Raw genomic sequence first — 17,360 nt, 5'->3', positions numbered from 1 at the left:
GTCAGGCCTCTTCGGTTTCCTGGTACTCGCCCACCGGCACGCAGCTGCAGAACAGGTTGCGGTCGCCGTAGACGTTGTCGACGCGCCCGATCGGCGGCCAGTACTTGGCCTGCTTGAGTTCGGCCAGCGGGAACGCGCCGAGTTCGCGCGAGTACGGGTGGCTCCACTCCGTGCCCAGCAGACTGGCGGCGGTGTGCGGCGCGTGCTTGAGCGGGTTGTCGTCCTTCGACCAGACGCCTTCTTCCACGCGGCGGATCTCGCCGCGGATGGTGATCATCGCGTCGACGAAGCGGTCGAGCTCGGCCAGCGGTTCGCTTTCGGTGGGCTCCACCATCAGCGTGCCGGGCACGGGGAAGCTCAGCGTGGGCGCGTGGAAGCCGTAGTCGATGAGGCGCTTGGCCACGTCCTCGGCGGTGACGCCGCTGGTGTCCTTGAGTGGGCGCAGGTCCAGGATGCACTCGTGCGCGACGTGGCCGTTGGGGCTCGCGTACAGCGTGGGGTAGTGGTCCTTCAGGCGGGCGCTGATGTAGTTGGCGCTGAGGATGGCCGTTTCGGTCGCGGCCTGCAGGCCCTTGGCGCCCATCATGCGGCAGTACATCCAGCTGATCGGCAGAACGGCCGCATTGCCCAGCGGCGCGGCCGACACGGCGCCCACGCCATTCGAAGGCACGCCGGCCGTGGCGTGGCCCGGCAGGTAGGGCACGAGGTCCTCGACCACGCAGACCGGACCGACGCCCGGGCCGCCGCCGCCGTGCGGGATGCAGAAGGTCTTGTGCAGGTTCAGGTGGCTCACGTCGCCGCCGAACTCGCCCGGTGCCGCCACGCCGACCAGCGCGTTCATGTTGGCGCCGTCGACGTACACGCGGCCGCCGTGTTCATGCACGAGCTCGCACAGTTCCTTCACGCGGGTTTCGAACACGCCGTGCGTACTGGGGTAGGTGATCATCACGGCGGCCAGGTGGGCGCTGTGCTTTTCGCAGGCGCGCTTCAGGTCGTCCATGTCGACGTTGCCCTGCGCGTCGCAGGCCGTCACCACCACCTGCAGGCCCACCATCTGGGCGCTGGCCGGGTTGGTGCCGTGGGCCGACGAGGGAATCAGGCAGATGTTGCGATGGCCCTGGCCCTTGGCTTCATGGAAGGACTTGATGGCCAGCAGGCCCGCGTACTCGCCCTGCGAGCCCGCGTTGGGCTGCAGGCTGATGCCCGCGTAGCCGGTCGCTTCGCACAGCCAGGCGCGCAGCTGCGCGTCGAGCTGGGCGTAGCCCTGCAGCTGGTCGGCGGGCGCGAAGGGGTGGATGTTGGCGAACTCGGGCCAGGTGATGGGGATCATCTCGCTGGTCGCGTTGAGCTTCATGGTGCAGCTGCCCAGCGGGATCATGCTGCGGTCGAGCGCCAGGTCCTTGTCCGACAGGCTGCGGATGTAGCGCAGCATCGCCGTTTCGCTCTTGTGGGTGTTGAACACCGGGTGCGTGAGGAAGGCGCTGGTGCGGCGCAGGTCCTCGGGAATCAGCGGCGTGGTGTTGGCGGCCAGCTCGTCGAAGCGCGGCATCGCGGTGCCGGCGGGCACGAACAGCGCCCACAGGGTTTCGATGTCGGCGCGCGTCGTGGTTTCGTCGAGCGAGATGCCCAGGTGCTGCTGCAGGCGCTGGCGCAGGTTGACGCCGCCGGCCTGCGCGCGCTCGATGATCGCGGCGGTGTCGTCGCCGGTGCGGATCGTGAGCGAATCGAAGGCGGTGGTGTTCACCGGCTCGCGGCCCATCTGCGACAGGCCCTTGGCGAGGATGGCGGTGAGCACGGCCACGCGCTGCGCGATGCGCGTGAGGCCGTCGGGGCCGTGGTACACGGCGTACATGCTGGCGACCACGGCCGGCAGCACCTGCGCGGTGCAGATGTTCGAGGTGGCCTTCTCGCGGCGGATGTGCTGCTCGCGCGTCTGCAGCGCGAGGCGGTAGGCGGGCTGGCCGTGCGTGTCGACGCTGACGCCGACGAGGCGGCCGGGCAGCGAGCGCTTGAACGAATCGCGGCAGGCCAGGTAGGCAGCATGCGGGCCGCCGTTGCACAGCGGCATGCCGAAGCGCTGCGTGGTGCCGCAGACGATGTCGGCGTCGAACTCGCCGGGGGCGACCAGCAATGTGAGCGCCAGCAGGTCGGCCGCGACGATGAAGGCGGCGTCGCACTGGTGCGCGTGGCCCGCGAGCGGGCGCAGGTCGTGCACGTGGCCGGTGGTGGCGGGGTACTGCGCGAGCACGCCGAAGAACTCGCCGCTCACCATCAGGTGCGGCAGCGTTTCCGACACGGTGCTCACCTTCACCTCGATGCCCAGCGGCGCGGCGCGCGTCTTGATGACTTCGATGGTCTGCGGGTGGCAGTCACCCGACACGAGGAACACGTTGCTCTTGCTCTTCACGCTGCGCTTGGCGAGCGTCATGGCTTCGGCGGCGGCCGTGGCCTCGTCGAGCATCGAGGCGTTGGCGATGGCCATGCCCGTGAGGTCGCACACCATCGTCTGGAAGTTGAGCAGGGCTTCCATGCGGCCCTGCGAGATCTCGGCCTGGTAGGGCGTGTAGGCGGTGTACCAGGCGGGGTTCTCCAGGATGTTGCGCAGGATCACGCCCGGCGTGTGCGTGCCGTAGTAGCCCTGGCCGATGAAGCTCCTGAACACCTTGTTCTTCGACGCCAGCGTCTTCAGCTCGGCCAGCGCGTCGGCCTCGGTGACCGGCGCGGGCAGGCGCATCGGCCGGGCGCGGCGGATGGCCGCCGGCACGATGCCGTCGATGAGCTCCGCGCGCGTTTCCGAGCCGATCACCGGCAGCATGCGCGCCTCGTCCGCTGCATCGATGCCGATGTGGCGGGCGAGGAATTCTTCGGCGTTCTCTAGTTCTTGCAAAGAGGGAAGGGCGGGAATCGGCATGGCGGTGAAGGCTCGGGGAGAAGGAACGAAGGTGCGAGGAAGCTGCTGTTCAGCGGATCAGGATTCGGCGGCGAACTTGTCGTAGCTGGCGGCGTCGAGCAGGGCGTCGAGCTGCGCGGGTTCGCTCAGCTTGACCTTGAAGAACCAGCCGGCGGCCAGCGGGTCGCTGTTGGCCAGCGACGGGTCGGCGCGCAGCGCTTCGTTCACTTCGGTGATCTCGCCCGACACGGGCATGAACACATCGGCGGCGGCCTTCACCGACTCGACCACACCGGCGACCTCGCCTTGCGCGAAGGTCTTGCCCACTTCAGGCAGGTCGACGAACACCACGTCGCCCAGCGCGTCCTGCGCATGCACGGTGATGCCGACGGTGGCGGCGCCGCCTTCGGCCGCCACCCATTCGTGGTCCTTGGTGTATTTGATGCTCATGAAAAAACTCCTCGTGGAAAAAGTGGAATCGGGATGCAGAGCCTAGCCGGGTCTGCGGTGTTCAGTGTCGGTCAGCCGCGGTAGTAGCGCGTCGGCACGAAAGGCATCGTCGACACCTCCATCGGCACCGGCTTGCCGCGCACGATGGCCTGCACGCGCGTGCCGGGCTCGGCGAAGGCGGCGGCCACGTAGCCCATGGCCACGCAGCGGTCGGCCGTGGGGCCGAGCAGGCCGCTGGTGACGGTGCCGATGTCGTGGCCTTCGAGCGACTGCAGCAGCGTGCCGTCGCGCACCGGAATGCGTTCGAGCGCCACGAGGCCGACGCGCTTGCGCGTGAGCGTCTTGTGGTCGGTGTGCCCGGCCGCGCCCGAGGCGACGGCGGTCAGCTGGGCCAGCACCTTGGCCGCGCCCGGGAAGCCGCCTTCGCGCGCACCGCCGGCGCGGCGCACCTTCTGGATCGCCCAGTTGAGCGAGGCTTCGACCGGGGTGGTGGTGGTGTCGATGTCGTTGCCGTACAGGCACAGGCCGGCTTCGAGCCGCAGCGAGTTGCGCGCGCCCAGGCCGACGGGCTTCACTTCGGGCTGGGCCAGCAGCAGGCGGGCGAGGGCGTCGGCGTCCTTGCCAGCCACCGAGATTTCGAAGCCGTCTTCACCGGTGTAGCCGCTGCGGGTGACGAAGGCGGCGATGCCGCCGATCTGCACCGCGCCGCCGGTCATGAACACGAAGCGCTCGATGCCGGGCGACAGCCGCGCCAGCGTGGCCGCGGCCTGAGGGCCTTGCAGTGCGAGCAGGGCGTGGTCGGGCAGTGGCTGCACCTGGCAGCGCGCGCCGATCCTGGCCTGGATGTGGGCGATGTCGGCCACCTTGCAGGCGCCGTTCACGATCACGAAGATCGAACCGTTGCCTTCGTTGAAGAACATCAGGTCGTCGAGGATGCCGCCCTCGTCGTTCAGCAGCAGGCCGTAGCGCTGCTTGCCGGCGGGCAGGTCGATCACGTCGACGGGCATCAGGGTTTCGAAGGCGGCGGCGGCATCGGGGCCGACGAGGCGCAGCTGGCCCATGTGCGAGATGTCGAACAGGCCGGCCGCATCGCGCGTGTGCTTGTGCTCGGCCATCAGGCCGGCCGGGTACTGCACGGGCATGGAATAGCCGGCGAAGGGCACCATTCGGGCGCCGAGCTCCACGTGGAGGTCGTACAGCGGGGTCTTGAGAAGTTGGGCGTCGGAAGCGGAGGAAGCGGCCACGGGGCACTCCAAAGGGGCAGTCGAAATCCATGGCTGCAACGCCACGGGCCACCCCTGCTGTCCGCTTTACCTGAGAGATTCGCCCCACGATCGGGGTTTGCTCCTTCGGTGGGCCGCGTGCAATGCCACGGCCTCTCTCCAGCAAGGAAACGCCGGTGGTTGCCGGCGTCTTGTCAGTCCTTTTGCCTGAGCGTTCGGGGAACCCCTGCGCCTTCGGCGGCCCCGTCGCGCGGGGCTCTCTCCTGACCCGGCGAGTGTAGTGGATCGCGGGGCCGGGGCTGGCGGCTCAGTGCACGGTTTCGGCCGGCGGCAGCAGCTTGTCGATGCGCTCGCGCAGCGAGTCGGCGCGCTCGGGGCCGGCGGCTTTCTCGATCTCGGAGAGCATCAGCGCGGCGATGGTCAGCATGGCCTCGCGGTCGCGGGCCTCGCGCAAGGCGTCGCGCATCTGGTTGGCGAAGCGCGGGTCGCGGCGCACGAACATGCGCTCGCAGATGTCGAACAGGAACATGCGCGTGGTGGCCAGCGAGCGCTTGCCGTCGAAGCTGTCGGCCGAGGTGGCGACCTGGATCGGCTCGGCGGCGGGGACGGGCGTGGGGGCCGGTGCGGGCGGTGGCGCGACCGGTCGTGCGACCTGCAGGTAGCCGCGCTGCATCAGCCCCTGGATCGCCTGCTCGGCCTCGACGCGGCTGGGGAACAGCGGGCTGAAGTCGGTCAGCGAGCGCCGGCCGTCGGCCATGAGCAGCAGGGCGCGCTCACGCTGGCTGAGCGTGCGCTGCCCGGCCTGGAGTTCGTCGCGTGCCTTCTCGGTCTTGGTGGGGAACATGGCGGCCACAGCTTTCGGAGGTCGAAGGCTGCAGCATCGTTGCAAGTGGTGACATCTTCGTGAACCATTTGCCTTACAGGGACAAGGCGGCGCGCGTCAGTTGCCCGCGCTCTCCTTGCGGATCAGCCAGCGCGTGCCCACGCGCTGCAGCTCGAGCGTCTTGCGGTCGGTCTCGGTGAGTGCGTCGGCGCTGTAAATCTGCCGGAACTGCGCGCTGGCCGAGGTGCCCTGAACGCTGATCACCAGCCCCTCGATGCCCACGCTGATGCGCGACTTGCCCGTGATGCGGGCGCGCCGGTCGGCCTCCCAGCGCTCGCGGGTCTGGCCGCGCGCGGGGGTGAAGTCGCTCGCGTAGGCGGCGAGGTAGCGCTCGACGTCGCGCGCGGACCAGGCGGCGGCCCAGGCGCGCACGGCGGTTTCTACTTCGGCGAGGTGGGTGACGGGATTGATGGGGTTGGCGGGGGCGGCTGCTGGTGCAACGGCTGCAACGGGCGCGGCGGCCGGCGTGGCCGCGATACCGGCGGTGGCCAGCAAGCCGGCAGCGACAAGGCTGCTGCCCTGGGCGACGATTCGGTGCATGGCGTCCTTCTCTTTCCTTCTTCTTGTCTGTCAGGCTCGACGTCGAAGCTTGCGTCGATTCTGGCAGTGAAAGAGGAGGCGTGCGGCGTTGAATCGCCCACGGATTTCGGTGGTCCGTGGTTCAGGGCGCGTCCATAGGACACCGGGAGCGCGGGGCAGGGCTCAGGCCGCCGCAGCCTCGCCCGCCATCACCTGCACCGTCCGATTGCGAAGCCGCAAGGCCAGCACGGTTGCGACGCACAGCACGCACAACACCACCGTGAGCGTGACGCCGAGTCCGCGCGCATCCGACAGCAGGCCGAACAGGGGCGACACCAGTCCGCCGACCGAGAGCGCGAGACCGAGCGTGATGCCGCTGGCGGTGGCCGGGTTGCGCGGCAGGTAGTCCTGCGCGAGCGTCACCTGCGCGGCGAAGGGCAGGAACATGCTCATGCCGAGCCATGCGGTGCAGGCCAGCGCCGCGGCAGGCGTCGAGGCGAGCACGAGGCCTGCCATCGCCGGCAGCGCGAGCAGGTAGCCGCAGCGGATCGTGCCCATGCGCCCGATACGGTCGCCGAGCCAGCCGCCGGCCAGCGTGCCCACGGCCCCTGCGGCGGTGAAGGCGGTGAGCGCCGCGGCGCCCTGGAAGGTGCTGCCGTGCAGGTCGCGCGTGATGCGCAGCGAGAGCATCGACAGCACGGTGACATACGGGATCGACCAGCCCACGATGGTCGCCACCAGCAGGCTGAAGGCGCGCCAGTCGTTGTGCGGTTTGAGCACCTGGGCGCGGGCCTGCGCTGCGCGCGCTGCCGTTGCCGCGTGCTGGGCGGCCGCGCTGCGTCGTGCGTTCGCCGCGACCCACACCACGCCCATCGCCAGCGCGGGAATGCCCAGCAGGTAGCTGCGCGACAGGCTGCCGCCGCCGACGACCGTGGCCGCCAGCACGGGCGCGAACGAGGCGCCGATGGTGCCGCCCACCGAGAACACGCTCATCGCCTTCTGCGAGGCGCCGCCGGCCGCGCGCGCGGCCACGGTGGCGGGCGGGTGGTAGGCCGCGATGCCCAGCCCGCACAGCGCGACCGCGATCCAGGTCAGCAGGTAGCTCTGGCTCAGGCCCGCCAGCACCACGCCCAGCGCCGCCACCAGGAAGCCCACGGGCACCAGCCAGGCGCGCGGGTGGCGGTCGGCGTACAGGCCGAACAGCGGCTGCACCACGCTCGACAGCCCGGTGGCCGCCAGCATCAGGCCGCTCACGGCCGTGTAGCTGTAGCCGCGCTCCAGCACCATGAAGGGCAGCAGCGCGGGCACGAGGCCCTGGTAGAGGTCGTTGACGGCGTGGGTGCCGGTGAGCAGCCCGAGTCGGCGCGTGTTCATGCGATGGCTTCTTTCTTCGATGTCCGGTTTGAGAAAAAGGGAGGAAAAGCCATCGTAGGAAGACACGGAAAGATGTTCTCGCTACGAATGTGCAAACATCGTCGTGAAATGGACAAACTGAATCTGCGCCCCGACGAGGGCGAATCGACCCCGCGCGCGGTCGCCGTGCTGGCCACCGATCCGGCGGGCGACGCCTTCATTCCGCCGCATGCGCACCGGCGCGGGCAGCTCATTCATGCGATCTCGGGCGTGATGATGGTCGGCGCGGCGGCCGGCAGCTGGGTGGTGCCGCCGGGGCGCGGCGTCTGGGTGCCGCCGGGCATGACGCACCAGATCCGCATGGCGGGCGAGGTGAAGATGCGCACCGTCTTCGTCGAGCCCGGCACGCGCGCCGACCTGGGCGCCGAGTGCCGCGTGATCCACGTGGGGGCGCTGTTGCGCGAGCTGATCGTGGCGGCCGTGTCGCTGCCGCTGGACTACCCGCCGGGCGGGCGCGACGAGCGCGTGATGGAGCTGATCCTCGACGAGATCGAGGCCGCGCCCGCGCTGTCGCTGCATGTGCCGATGCCGCGCCACGCACGCCTGGCCGCGCTGTGCGAGGCGCTGATCCGCGACCCCGCGCAGCCCGCCACGCTCGACGGCTGGGCCGCGCGGCTGCACATGAATGCGCGCACGCTGGCGAGGCTGTTCGAGCGCGAGACCGGCATGACCTTCGGTGCGTGGTGCCGGCAGGCGCGGCTGCTGCTGAGCCTGCCGCGGCTGGCCGCGGGCGCGTCGATCCTGGAGGTGGCACTGGCGCACGGCTACGAGAGCCCGAGCGCCTTCACCGCGATGTTCCGCCGCACGCTCGGCGTGCCGCCGAGCCAGTACCTGCACCCGCCGGCCTGAGGCGGGTGAAGGCGTGGGCGGGAGCGGCCTGCGCCGCTACTTGAACCCGAGCGCGCGCGGCAGCCAGGTGCTGAGCATCGGCACGAAGGTCAGCAGCATCAGCACCGCGCCGTGCGCCCACAGGAAGGGCACCAGCTCTTTCACCAGTGCCGACATCGGCACCTTCGACACGTTGCAGGTCACGAACAGCAGCCCGCCCACCGGCGGCGTGATCATGCCCAGCGTGAGGTTGAAGATCACGATCATCGCGAAGTGCACCGGGTCGACGCCCAGCTTGATCGCCACCGGCGCAAGGATCGGCGCCAGCACCATCACGCCCGGCAGCGGCTCGATGAAGATGCCGAACAGGAGCAGGAACACGTTGACGATGATCAGGAACATCCACGGCGAGAGGTTCATGCTGATGAGCCATTCGGCCATCTGCTGCGGAATGCCCTCGATGGTCAGCACCCAGGCGAACGAGGCCGACAGCCCGATGATGATCAGCACCGACGCCGACAGCAGGGCCGAGCGCGACAGGATGTCGGGCAGCATCTTCCACTCGAGCGTGCGGTAGATGAACTTGCCGCACACCAGCGCGTAGAACACCGCCACCACCGAGGCTTCGGTGGGCGTGAACCAGCCGGCGCGCATGCCGCCCAGGATCACCACCGGCAGCAGGATGGCGGGAATCGCCTTCCACGTCGTGATGAGGATCTCGCGCAGCGGCGGCGTCTGGCCGTCGCCCTTGTAGTTGCGCTTCTTCGAGACGTAGAAGTTCACCACGCACATCGCCACCGCGATCAGGATGCCCGGCACGATGCCGGCCACGAACAGCTGGCCGACCGACACGGTCTCGTCCTGCAGCGCGTAGATGATCATGATGATCGAGGGCGGAATGATCGGCCCCACGATGGCCGTGGAGGCCGTCAGCGCCGCCGCATACGAGCGGTCGTAGCCGGCCTTGTCCATCATCTTGATGAGCATCGAGCCGGGGCCGGCCGCATCGGCCAGCGCCGAGCCCGAGATGCCCGAGAAGAAGGTCAGCGACACCACGTTGGTGTAGCCCAGCCCGCCGCGCCGGTGGCCGACGAACTGGCCCGCGAAGCGCAGCAGCACCTCGGTGAGCGAGCCGCCGCTCATCAGTTCGGCGGCCAGGATGAAGAAGGGCACGGCCATCAGCGGAAAGCTGTCGATGCCGGTGAAGGTTTCCTTCAGCAGCACCATCAGCGGGTAGCTTTCCGCGAGGATCAGGGTGGCGGCCGTGGCCAGGCCGAGCGCGAAGGCCACGGGCACGCCGATGGCCAGGAACACGCAGGCGGAGACGATCAGGACAATGCTGGCATCCATGGTCTTCTCCTTACAGCGAGGCCGACGCGTTGGCGTCGAAATGCGCGTCGGACGCGAACTCGCGGTTCAGCACGTAGCCGCGCACCACCAGCAGCCAGTGCACGATCAGCAGCACGCCGCCGATCAGCATCGCGCTGTAGATGTAGGCGAACGGAATCTGCGTCACGGCCGTGAGCTGGAACATCGTGCGTTCCATGTAGAGCCAGCCGTACCAGACCATGAAGCCGAAGAAGGCGAACAGCAGCCCGGCCACCACGATGCGCACCGCCACGGCCGCGGGCCGGGGCAGGGCGTCCTGCAGGTTCTCGACGGCGATGTGGCCGCCGTAGCGCAGCACGGGCCCGGCGCCCAGGAAGGTGAGCCAGATCATCATGTGGCGCGACACCTCTTCGGCCCATTCGATCGACTGGTTCGTGGTGTAGCGCAGCACGACGTTGGTGAAGATGATGACGGACATGGCCGCCAGCAGGAGGATCAGCGCCCACCGGTTGGCGGCGAGGAAGTAGCGCTCGAAGGCTTGCACGTTGTGGTTCTCTGTGGTGTCGGAAATGCGAAGCGCCCGGCACACTGAGGCGGGCCGGGCGCGGTCGGGGCGGAGCAGTCTTACTTGACGTCCGTGATCTTCTTGATGTTGTCGGCGCCGAATTCCTTGGCGTAGCCCACATAGGCCGGCTTCAGGGCTTCGCGGAAGGCCGCGCCGTCGACGGTGCGCGTGACCTTCATGCCGTCTTTCTCAAGCTGGGCGATGCCGTTGTTCTCGTCGTCGTTGACCTTCTTGCGCTGCGCGATCGAGGCCTTCTTCGCCGCTTCGGTGAACACCTTCTTGTCGGCGTCCGAGAGCTTGTTCCACACCTTGGGCGACAGCAGCAGCAGCGCCGGCGAGTAGACGTGGCCGGTGAGCGACAGGTGCTTTTGCACTTGCGAGAACTTCGAGGACAGGATCACCGGAATCGGGTTTTCCTGGCCGTCGACCGTGCCTTGCTGCAGCGCGCCGAACAGTTCCGGGAAGGCCATCGGCGTGGGCAGGATGCCGAAGGTGCGGTAGCCGTCCATGTGCACCTTGTTTTCCATGGTGCGCATCTTCAGGCCGGCCGCGTCGGTGGGCTTGACGATGTCGCGCTTGCTGTTCGTCATGTGGCGAAAGCCGTTTTCGGTCCAGGCCAGCGCGATGATGCCCTTGCTCGGGAACTTGGTCAGGATGTCCTGGCCGATGGGGCCGTCCATGACCTTGCGGGCGTGGTCGTAGTCGCGGAACAGGAAGGGGATGTCGACGATCTTGACCTCGGGCACGAAGTTGCCCACGGGGCCGGTCGAGGTGTTCAGCAGGTCTTGCGTGCCGAGCTGGATCGCTTCGATCTGCTCGCGCTCGCCGCCCAGCGCCGAGTTGGCGAAGTGCTGGCACTTGAAGCGGTTCTGGGTGTTCTTCTCGACCTCTTCGCAGAACACGGTGGAGCCCACGCCGTAATGCGATTCCTTGGACGTCGCATAGCCGATCTTGAGAACGGTGGGTTGCTGCGCGAGGGCGGCGGTGCCCAGGGCGAGCGAAAGGCAGGCGGCGGCGATGTGGCCGAATTTCATGGTGTCTCCGGGGAGTTGGGGGTCGAAAGCGCGTCAGGCGCAGGTCAGGAAATGACTATGCACCAATAACCAGTTTGACCGCGTCGGGACTTTCACGGACGTAGGCGCGGATCACCGCATCGAAGCTCTCGTCGGCCGTGAGACCGAGGGCCCGCGCGCGCGGCGTGTCGAAGCGCCCGGGCCAGGTTTTGACGATGCGGCGGATGGCGGCGTCGGGCGTGCGGTCGAGCAGGTCGGTGGCGGCGCGGCCGGCCACGCGTTCGAGCGCGGCGGCCATTTCGCCCACGGTGGTGGCCAGCGAGGGCAGGTTGAGCGCGGTGCGCGGACCCCAGTCGGCGTCGCTCGCTTCGGCGGCGCGCACGATGCCTTCGATGGTCCGGGCCGGCGAGGCGATGGCCACGGGCGTCTCGTCGGGCACCGGGCAGGCCGCGCGCAGGCCGGCGAGCGGCTCGCGGATCATGCCGCTGAAGAAGCCCGAGGCCGCGCCGTTCGGTTGGCCGGGGCGCACGCTCACCGTCATGAGGCGCACGCTGCGCCCCTGCACGAAGCCCTTGCGCGTGTAGTCGGCCACCAGCTGCTCGCCGATGAATTTCTGGATGCCGTAGCTGGTCTGCGGCGTGGGCAGCGTGTGGTCGTCGATGAGCGCGGGCAGCGGCTGTTCGGGCGAATCGCCGAACACGGCGAGCGAGCTGGAGAACACCAGCACCGGCCGCGTGCCGAGCGCGCGCAGCTTCTCGAGCAGGCCGTGCGTGGCGGCGAAGTTGCTGCGCATGCCCAGGTCGAAGTCGGCCTCGCATTCGCCGCTGACGGCCGCCGCCAGGTGGAACACCGCGTCGGCCTCGCGCCAGAAGGTGGCGCCGTCGTCGGCCAGCTGGGCGTTGAGGTCGCCGGTGGCGGCCGCGATGCGCGGGTTGGCCGCGAGGTCGGGCGGCGGCGGGGCGCGGTCGACCAGCGTGATGCGGGCGATGTCGCGGGCGGGCGCACCGGCGAGCGAGAGCTGGCCCAGCGCCAGGAGGGTGCGCGCCAGGCGCGCGCCGAGAAAGCCGGCGCCGCCAGTGATGACGATGTGCATGGGGTCCTGTCTCCTTGTGTCCTTGTGTCGCGAGGATAGCGTCGGTGGTATCGCACAATTTGCGCATGCCCATGTTGCCTCCCGATCTCCTCGCCACCCTGCGACTGCCTGTGCTGCAGGACGCCGACCTCGACACCCAGGCTTCCTTCTTCCAGCGGCCGGAGGTCCGTGCGCTCTACTTCGAGGTGGTGGAGGGCTCGGCGAAGGACGAGGTGCTGCGGGCCGCCATCGCGCGGCTCGGCGAGCTGCATCCGCACCGGGCCGCGTTGCTGGCGGTGTTCTGCGGTGCGCTGGTCGAGAACGGCGCCGATCCGCAGCTCATGTTCGACGCCGTGCGGCAGCTGGCGGGGCGCCTGCTGGCGTCGTTGGCGCCTTACTGCGCGGCGCAGCCGTACGAACCCGATGAGGACGACGAAGAACCGCAGGACGAGGCGGAACTCGCCGCCTGGCAGGCCGCCGAAGCGGCGCTCGCGGCGCTGTCGCCGCAGGCCCGTTTCGAGGTCGATGCGCTGCAGCGCGCGGTCGACCTGCTGGTGCTGCCGCTCATGACCATGGTGGTGCGCGATGTGCGCAACCACCAGTCGCTGGTGGCGGACGCAGGCCTGCTCGCGCACATCGAGGCGATGTACGCCAACGACTCGCTGCCCTTCGAGGCCTTGCACTTCCTGCGCGCCGCGGCCCAGCTGTCGTACGAGGACGAGCTGGTGGTTCTGCTGCCGACGTCGCGCGCGGGCATGGTCGTTCGCGCCCAGGGCATCAACAACAACTTCCACGCCTTCTCGCTGCTGCAGGACCTGATGGAAACGCACGCTCAGACGCTGGGCATCCGGCAGCCGCCGCGCGCGCGCCGCGACGCGGACAGCGATGCCGCCGCCTTCCTCTGGCTGCAGGCGACGGCCTTCGCCCAGGGCGAGCTGGTGGACCGCATGGCGTGGTCCTGGGGCGAAGGCACGCTGCGCGAGAACGCGCGCCGGCAGGGGCGGCCGGTGCTCGTCGCGCTGGAGACGGACGACAAGCCCGCGCGCGGCTGGACCGGATTCACCCACGTGCTGCACGCCGAGCAGAACCCGCAGGTGTCGCTGGTGCACTTCCTCACGCCCGACGAGGTCGCCGCGTACCTCGCCTGAAGCGCCATGAAAAAAGCCCTCCGAGGAGGGCTTTCTGATGTGTCTTGAGGGGCGCCTTACATGCCCACGTAGTTCGGCCCGCCGCCGCCTTCGGGCGTGACCCAGACGATGTTCTGCGTCGGGTCCTTGATGTCGCAGGTCTTGCAGTGCACGCAGTTCTGCGCGTTTATCTGCAGGCGTTCCTTGCCGGCGCTGGCTTCGTCGGGCACGAACTCGTACACGCCGGCCGGGCAGTAGCGGCTTTCGGGGCCGGCGAACTTGGCGAGGTTGACGTTGACCGGCACCGACGCGTCCTTCAGCGTCAGGTGGGCGGGTTGCTGCTCTTCATGGTTCGTGTTGCTGATGAATACGCTGGAGAGGCGGTCGAAGGTGAGCTTGCCGTCGGGCTTCGGATAGACGATGGGCTTGCACTCGGCGGCCGGCTTCAGGTACTGGTGGTCGGGCTTGTTGCGGCGCAGGGTCCATGGGATGTGGCCCTTGAGCAGCCACTGCTCGACGCCGTTCATGACCGTGGCGATGCCCAGGCCCTTCTTGAACCAGGCCTTGAAGTTGCGCGCCTTGTTCAGCTCGGTGTAGAGCCAGCTCTTCTCGAACGCGGCGGGGTAGGCCGTGAGTTCGTCGTGCTGGCGGCCGGCCATGACCGCGTCGAAGGCGGCCTCGGCGCACAGCATGCCGGTCTTGATGGCGGCGTGGCTGCCCTTGATGCGGCTCACGTTCAGGTAGCCGGCCTCGCAGCCGACCAGCGCGCCGCCCGGGAACACCGTCTTGGGCAGCGACATCAGGCCGCCGGCCGTGATGGCGCGCGCGCCGTAGCCGATGCGCTTGGCGGGCTTGATGCCCTTGGCTTCGTCGCCCTCGAGGTACCAGCGGATGTTGGGGTGCAGCTTCCAGCGCTGCATTTCCTCGAACGGGCTCAGGTACGGGTTGCTGTAGTCCAGGCCCGTGATGAAGCCCATCGTGACCTTGTTGTCCTCCATGTGATAGAGGAACGCGCCGCCATAGGTGTTGTTGTCCATCGGCCAGCCGGCCGTGTGCAGTACGAAGCCGGGCTGGTGGCGCTTGGGATCGATTTCCCAGACTTCCTTGACGCCCAGGCCGTAGGTCTGAGGGTCGCGGCCTTCGTCGAGCTTGAACCTGGCGATGAGCTGGCGGCCCAGGTGGCCGCGCGCGCCTTCGGCGAACACCGTGTACTTGCCCAGCAGTTCCATGCCGAGCTGGAAGTTCTCGGTGGGTTCGCCGTCCTTGCCGACGCCCATGTTGCCGGTGGCCACGCCGCGCACCGAACCGTTCTCGTTGTAGAGCACTTCGGCGGCCGGGAAGCCCGGGAAGATTTCCACGCCCAGGTTCTCGGCCTGCTGCGCCAGCCACTTGGTGAAGGCGCCCAGGCTGATGATGTAGTTGCCGTGGTTCTGGAAACAGGCCGGCAGGAAGGCGTTGGGCGTGCGCAGGCCCGACTTTTCGCTCAGGAACACCATGGCGTCGTCGGTCACGGGCTGGTTCAGCGGGGCGCCGAGTTCCTCCCAGTCGGGCAGCAATTCGTTGAGCGCGCGCGGGTCCATGATGGCGCCCGACAGGATGTGCGCGCCGGGCTCGGAACCCTTCTCGAGCACCACGACGGAGATTTCCTTCTCCTGCTGGGCGGCGAGCTGCTTGAGGCGGATCGCGGTCGAGAGGCCGGCGGGGCCGCCGCCGACCACGACCACGTCGTATTCCATGGCTTCGCGAGGGCCGAACTGGGCGAGGATTTCGTCGTGCGTCATGTGGGTTGGGTCGATAATGATTTTTAGAGGCGCGGGGGCGTCCCGGTTCGCCGGGCATTTTATGCGGCGTCCGGCGGAGGCCTTGTCGCCGGCAGGCGAGGCGCCTTGCGTCACCTGCGCGACTCCACAGGATTCAGCTCATGGCTTACAGCATCGATCTCTCCGGCCGCGTGGCTTTCGTCACCGGCGCCTCCAGCGGACTGGGCGCCCAGTTCGCCAAGACACTGGCCCGTGCCGGCGCCGCCGTGGTGCTGGCCAGCCGCCGCGTCGAGAAGCTCAAGGAGCTGCGCGCGCGCATCGAAGGCGAGGGCCATGACGCCCACGTGGTCGAGCTCGACGTGACCGACATCGGCAGCATCAAGGCCGCCGTGGCGCGCGCCGAAACCGAGGTGGGGCCCATCGACATCTTGGTCAACAACTCGGGCGTGAGCGCCACGCAGCGCCTGCAGGACGTCACGCCCGAGGACTACGACTACATCTTCGACACCAACGTGAAGGGCTCCTTCTTCGTCGCGCAGGAGGTCGGGAAGCGCATGCTGGCGCGCGCCCAGGGCAAGGCGCCGGGCACCTACATCGGCGGACGCATCATCAACATCGCGTCGTCAGCGGCGCTGAAGGTCATGCCGCAGATCGGCACCTACTGCATGAGCAAGGCCACCGTGGTGCAGATGACCAAGGCCATGGCGCTCGAATGGGGCCGCTTCGGCATCAACGTGAACGCGCTGTGCCCGGGCTACATCACGACCGAGCTCAACGAGGAGCACTGGAGCACCGAAGGTGGTGCCAAGCTGGTCAGCATGCTGCCGCGCAAGCGCGTGGGCAAGCCCGAAGACCTCGATGGCCTGATCGTGCTGCTGGCCAGTGGCGAGAGCCATTTCGTGAACGGCGCGGTCATCGCCGCCGACGACGGGTTCGCGATCTGAGCCCCCGGGCCTGGATCGGCATCGTCGCCGGCCTGGGCGCGGGCGCGCTCTGGGGCCTGGTGTTCGTGGCGCCGCGCATGGTGGGCCACTTCGGCATGGTCGACATCACGGCGGCGCGCTTCGCGGTGTTCGGCGCGGTGTCGGCGCTGGCGGTGTTCGCGCGGCCCGCGGCCGTGCGCTGGCCCACGGGCCGGCAGGCGCTGGCGGCGCTCGGCCTGAGCGTGCTGGGCTTCAGCGGCTACTACCTGCTGCTGGCCTTCGGCATCGCTGCGGCGGGCACCGAGGTGCCCAGCCTCATCATCGGCACCATTCCCGTCTGGATGATGCTGCTGGGCCGGCCCGCGGGCCTGCACATGCGGGCCTTGCTGCCCGGCCTGCTGCTCACGGGCGCGGGCATCGCACTGATGATCTGGGGCGCGTGGTCGGCGCAGCACGGCGCGGGTGGTGGTGGCGGCGGCGCGCGCTTCGGCTGGGGCATTGCGCTGGCGCTGTGCTCGATGGTGAGCTGGACGGTCTACGGCCTGCTCAACGCCGCCTGGCTGCAACGGCACCGCGAGGTGCATGCGGCCGACTGGGCCAACTGGCTGGGCATCGCCACCGGCCTCGGGGCCTTGCTGCTGTGGGCGGTGGCGGGCAGCGATGTCGCCACGCTGCGGTCGCAGCCCGACGGCATGCTCTTCATCTGGATCGCGCTGGCGAGCGGCTTCGGCTCGTCGTGGCTCGCGACCATTCTCTGGAACGTCGCGAGCCAGCGCCTTTCGGCCAGCCTGTGCGGCCAGCTCATCGTGAGCGAGACGCTGTTCGCCTTGCTCTATTCCTTCCTCTGGGACGGCCGCTGGCCGCAGGCCACCGAATGGGTGGCGGCGGCGCTGTTCGTCCTGGGCATCCTCGCATCCATCAAGGCCCACCGATGAGAATCGAAATCCCCGAAAAGAAGAAGCTCGTGTACGAGATGTCGATCCCCATCCGCTGGGGCGACATGGACGCCATGGGTCACCTGAACAACGGCACCTACTTCCGCTACCTCGAAACGGCGCGCATCGACTGGATCCGCTCGCTCGGCGTGGAGCCCACGCCGGGCGGCGAGGGCATGGTGATCGTCAACGCCTTCTGCAATTTCTACCGCCAGATCGAGTACCCGGGCAACGTGCGGATCCAGATGTACGTGAGCGACCCGGGGCGCACCACCTTCGAAAGCTGGGCCACCATGGTCCGCGAGGACGCGCCCGACGTGCTCTGTGCGGCCGGCGGCGCCACCACCATCTGGGTCGATTTTCCGAAGCAGAAGGCGCTGGCGCTGCCCGACTGGCTGCGCGAGATCGTCAGCGACTGAAGACGCGCTGA

At 68.8% G+C, this 17,360-nt stretch carries 16 protein-coding genes and 2 riboswitches; of the genes, 5 read left to right on the top strand and 11 right to left on the bottom strand.

The annotated features are described in order from the left end of the window. Position 1: 1 nt before the first annotated feature. The 6 genes from gcvP to AC1RAD_RS16300 form a co-directional block, all read right to left on the bottom strand. The gene (gcvP, locus tag AC1RAD_RS16325) at positions 2-2,911 is read right to left on the bottom strand and encodes an aminomethyl-transferring glycine dehydrogenase (protein ID WP_492735947.1); all 2,910 of its coding nucleotides are present in this window, start codon (positions 2,909-2,911) and stop codon (positions 2-4) included. Positions 2,912-2,968: 57 nt separating this feature from the next. Next, positions 2,969-3,340 (bottom strand): glycine cleavage system protein GcvH, encoded by a 372-nt coding sequence (gcvH, locus tag AC1RAD_RS16320; protein ID WP_062474411.1) that lies wholly within the window; start codon positions 3,338-3,340, stop codon positions 2,969-2,971. A gap of 71 nt (positions 3,341-3,411) precedes the next feature. Beyond that, the gene (gene gcvT, locus AC1RAD_RS16315) at positions 3,412-4,584 is read right to left on the bottom strand and encodes a glycine cleavage system aminomethyltransferase GcvT (protein WP_492735945.1); all 1,173 of its coding nucleotides are present in this window, start codon (positions 4,582-4,584) and stop codon (positions 3,412-3,414) included. Between the two features lie 47 nt (positions 4,585-4,631). Beyond that, positions 4,632-4,736: riboswitch (glycine riboswitch) on the bottom strand. A 12-nt stretch (positions 4,737-4,748) separates the two neighbouring features. Continuing rightward, positions 4,749-4,839: riboswitch (glycine riboswitch) on the bottom strand. 31 nt (positions 4,840-4,870) lie between these two features. After that, positions 4,871-5,407 (bottom strand): hypothetical protein, encoded by a 537-nt coding sequence (locus AC1RAD_RS16310; RefSeq protein WP_062474467.1) that lies wholly within the window; start codon positions 5,405-5,407, stop codon positions 4,871-4,873. 96 nt (positions 5,408-5,503) lie between these two features. Then, positions 5,504-5,986 carry a L,D-transpeptidase Cds6 family protein gene (locus AC1RAD_RS16305; protein ID WP_492735943.1) on the bottom strand — a complete coding sequence of 161 codons (483 nt, stop codon included), beginning with the start codon at positions 5,984-5,986 and terminating at the stop codon, positions 5,504-5,506. 162 nt (positions 5,987-6,148) lie between these two features. Continuing rightward, on the bottom strand, positions 6,149-7,339 hold the full coding sequence (locus AC1RAD_RS16300) for an MFS transporter (RefSeq protein ID WP_492735941.1): 1,191 nt from the start codon (positions 7,337-7,339) through the stop codon (positions 6,149-6,151). 108 nt (positions 7,340-7,447) lie between these two features. On the opposite strand from AC1RAD_RS16300, the gene AC1RAD_RS16295 reads away from it, so the two are divergent. After that, on the top strand, positions 7,448-8,227 hold the full coding sequence (locus AC1RAD_RS16295) for an AraC family transcriptional regulator (protein WP_062474418.1): 780 nt from the start codon (positions 7,448-7,450) through the stop codon (positions 8,225-8,227). Positions 8,228-8,263: 36 nt separating this feature from the next. On the opposite strand, the gene AC1RAD_RS16290 is transcribed toward AC1RAD_RS16295, so the two are convergent. From AC1RAD_RS16290 to denD, 4 genes are all read right to left on the bottom strand, one after another. Further along, complete coding sequence (locus AC1RAD_RS16290) at positions 8,264-9,556, bottom strand: TRAP transporter large permease (protein WP_062474420.1); 1,293 nt, start codon at positions 9,554-9,556, stop codon at positions 8,264-8,266. 10 nt (positions 9,557-9,566) lie between these two features. Beyond that, a complete protein-coding gene (locus tag AC1RAD_RS16285) occupies positions 9,567-10,079 on the bottom strand; it encodes a TRAP transporter small permease (protein ID WP_062474469.1) in 513 nt (170 codons plus the stop codon). 80 nt (positions 10,080-10,159) lie between these two features. Beyond that, a complete protein-coding gene (locus AC1RAD_RS16280) occupies positions 10,160-11,134 on the bottom strand; it encodes a TRAP transporter substrate-binding protein (protein WP_095744873.1) in 975 nt (324 codons plus the stop codon). A gap of 55 nt (positions 11,135-11,189) precedes the next feature. After that, entirely contained in the window at positions 11,190-12,206 is a 1,017-nt protein-coding gene (gene denD, locus AC1RAD_RS16275) for a D-erythronate dehydrogenase (protein ID WP_487847266.1), read from the bottom strand. A 65-nt stretch (positions 12,207-12,271) separates the two neighbouring features. Between denD and AC1RAD_RS16270 the strand changes: the two genes are divergently transcribed. Next, positions 12,272-13,333: a hypothetical protein gene (locus tag AC1RAD_RS16270; RefSeq protein ID WP_492735939.1), complete on the top strand. Its 1,062-nt coding sequence runs from the start codon at positions 12,272-12,274 to the stop codon at positions 13,331-13,333. 56 nt (positions 13,334-13,389) lie between these two features. On the opposite strand, the gene AC1RAD_RS16265 is transcribed toward AC1RAD_RS16270, so the two are convergent. Then, positions 13,390-15,093, bottom strand: coding sequence for an electron transfer flavoprotein-ubiquinone oxidoreductase (locus AC1RAD_RS16265; protein ID WP_095947441.1), 1,704 nt, complete (start codon positions 15,091-15,093; stop codon positions 13,390-13,392). A 140-nt stretch (positions 15,094-15,233) separates the two neighbouring features. Between AC1RAD_RS16265 and AC1RAD_RS16260 the strand changes: the two genes are divergently transcribed. From AC1RAD_RS16260 to AC1RAD_RS16250, 3 genes are all read left to right on the top strand, one after another. Continuing rightward, positions 15,234-16,016 carry an SDR family oxidoreductase gene (locus tag AC1RAD_RS16260; protein WP_369632353.1) on the top strand — a complete coding sequence of 261 codons (783 nt, stop codon included), beginning with the start codon at positions 15,234-15,236 and terminating at the stop codon, positions 16,014-16,016. 77 nt (positions 16,017-16,093) lie between these two features. Continuing rightward, positions 16,094-16,930 (top strand): DMT family transporter, encoded by an 837-nt coding sequence (locus AC1RAD_RS16255; protein ID WP_240531399.1) that lies wholly within the window; start codon positions 16,094-16,096, stop codon positions 16,928-16,930. Next, a complete protein-coding gene (locus AC1RAD_RS16250) occupies positions 16,927-17,349 on the top strand; it encodes an acyl-CoA thioesterase (RefSeq protein ID WP_307694017.1) in 423 nt (140 codons plus the stop codon). Before AC1RAD_RS16255 ends, AC1RAD_RS16250 begins: the two co-directional genes overlap by 4 nt. Positions 17,350-17,360: the final 11 nt, after the last annotated feature.

The organism is Variovorax sp. GW823-FHT04B03, assembly GCF_058796495.1.
Note: the sequence above shows the minus strand (reverse complement) of the source record. Positions and strands in the feature narration are given on the sequence as shown.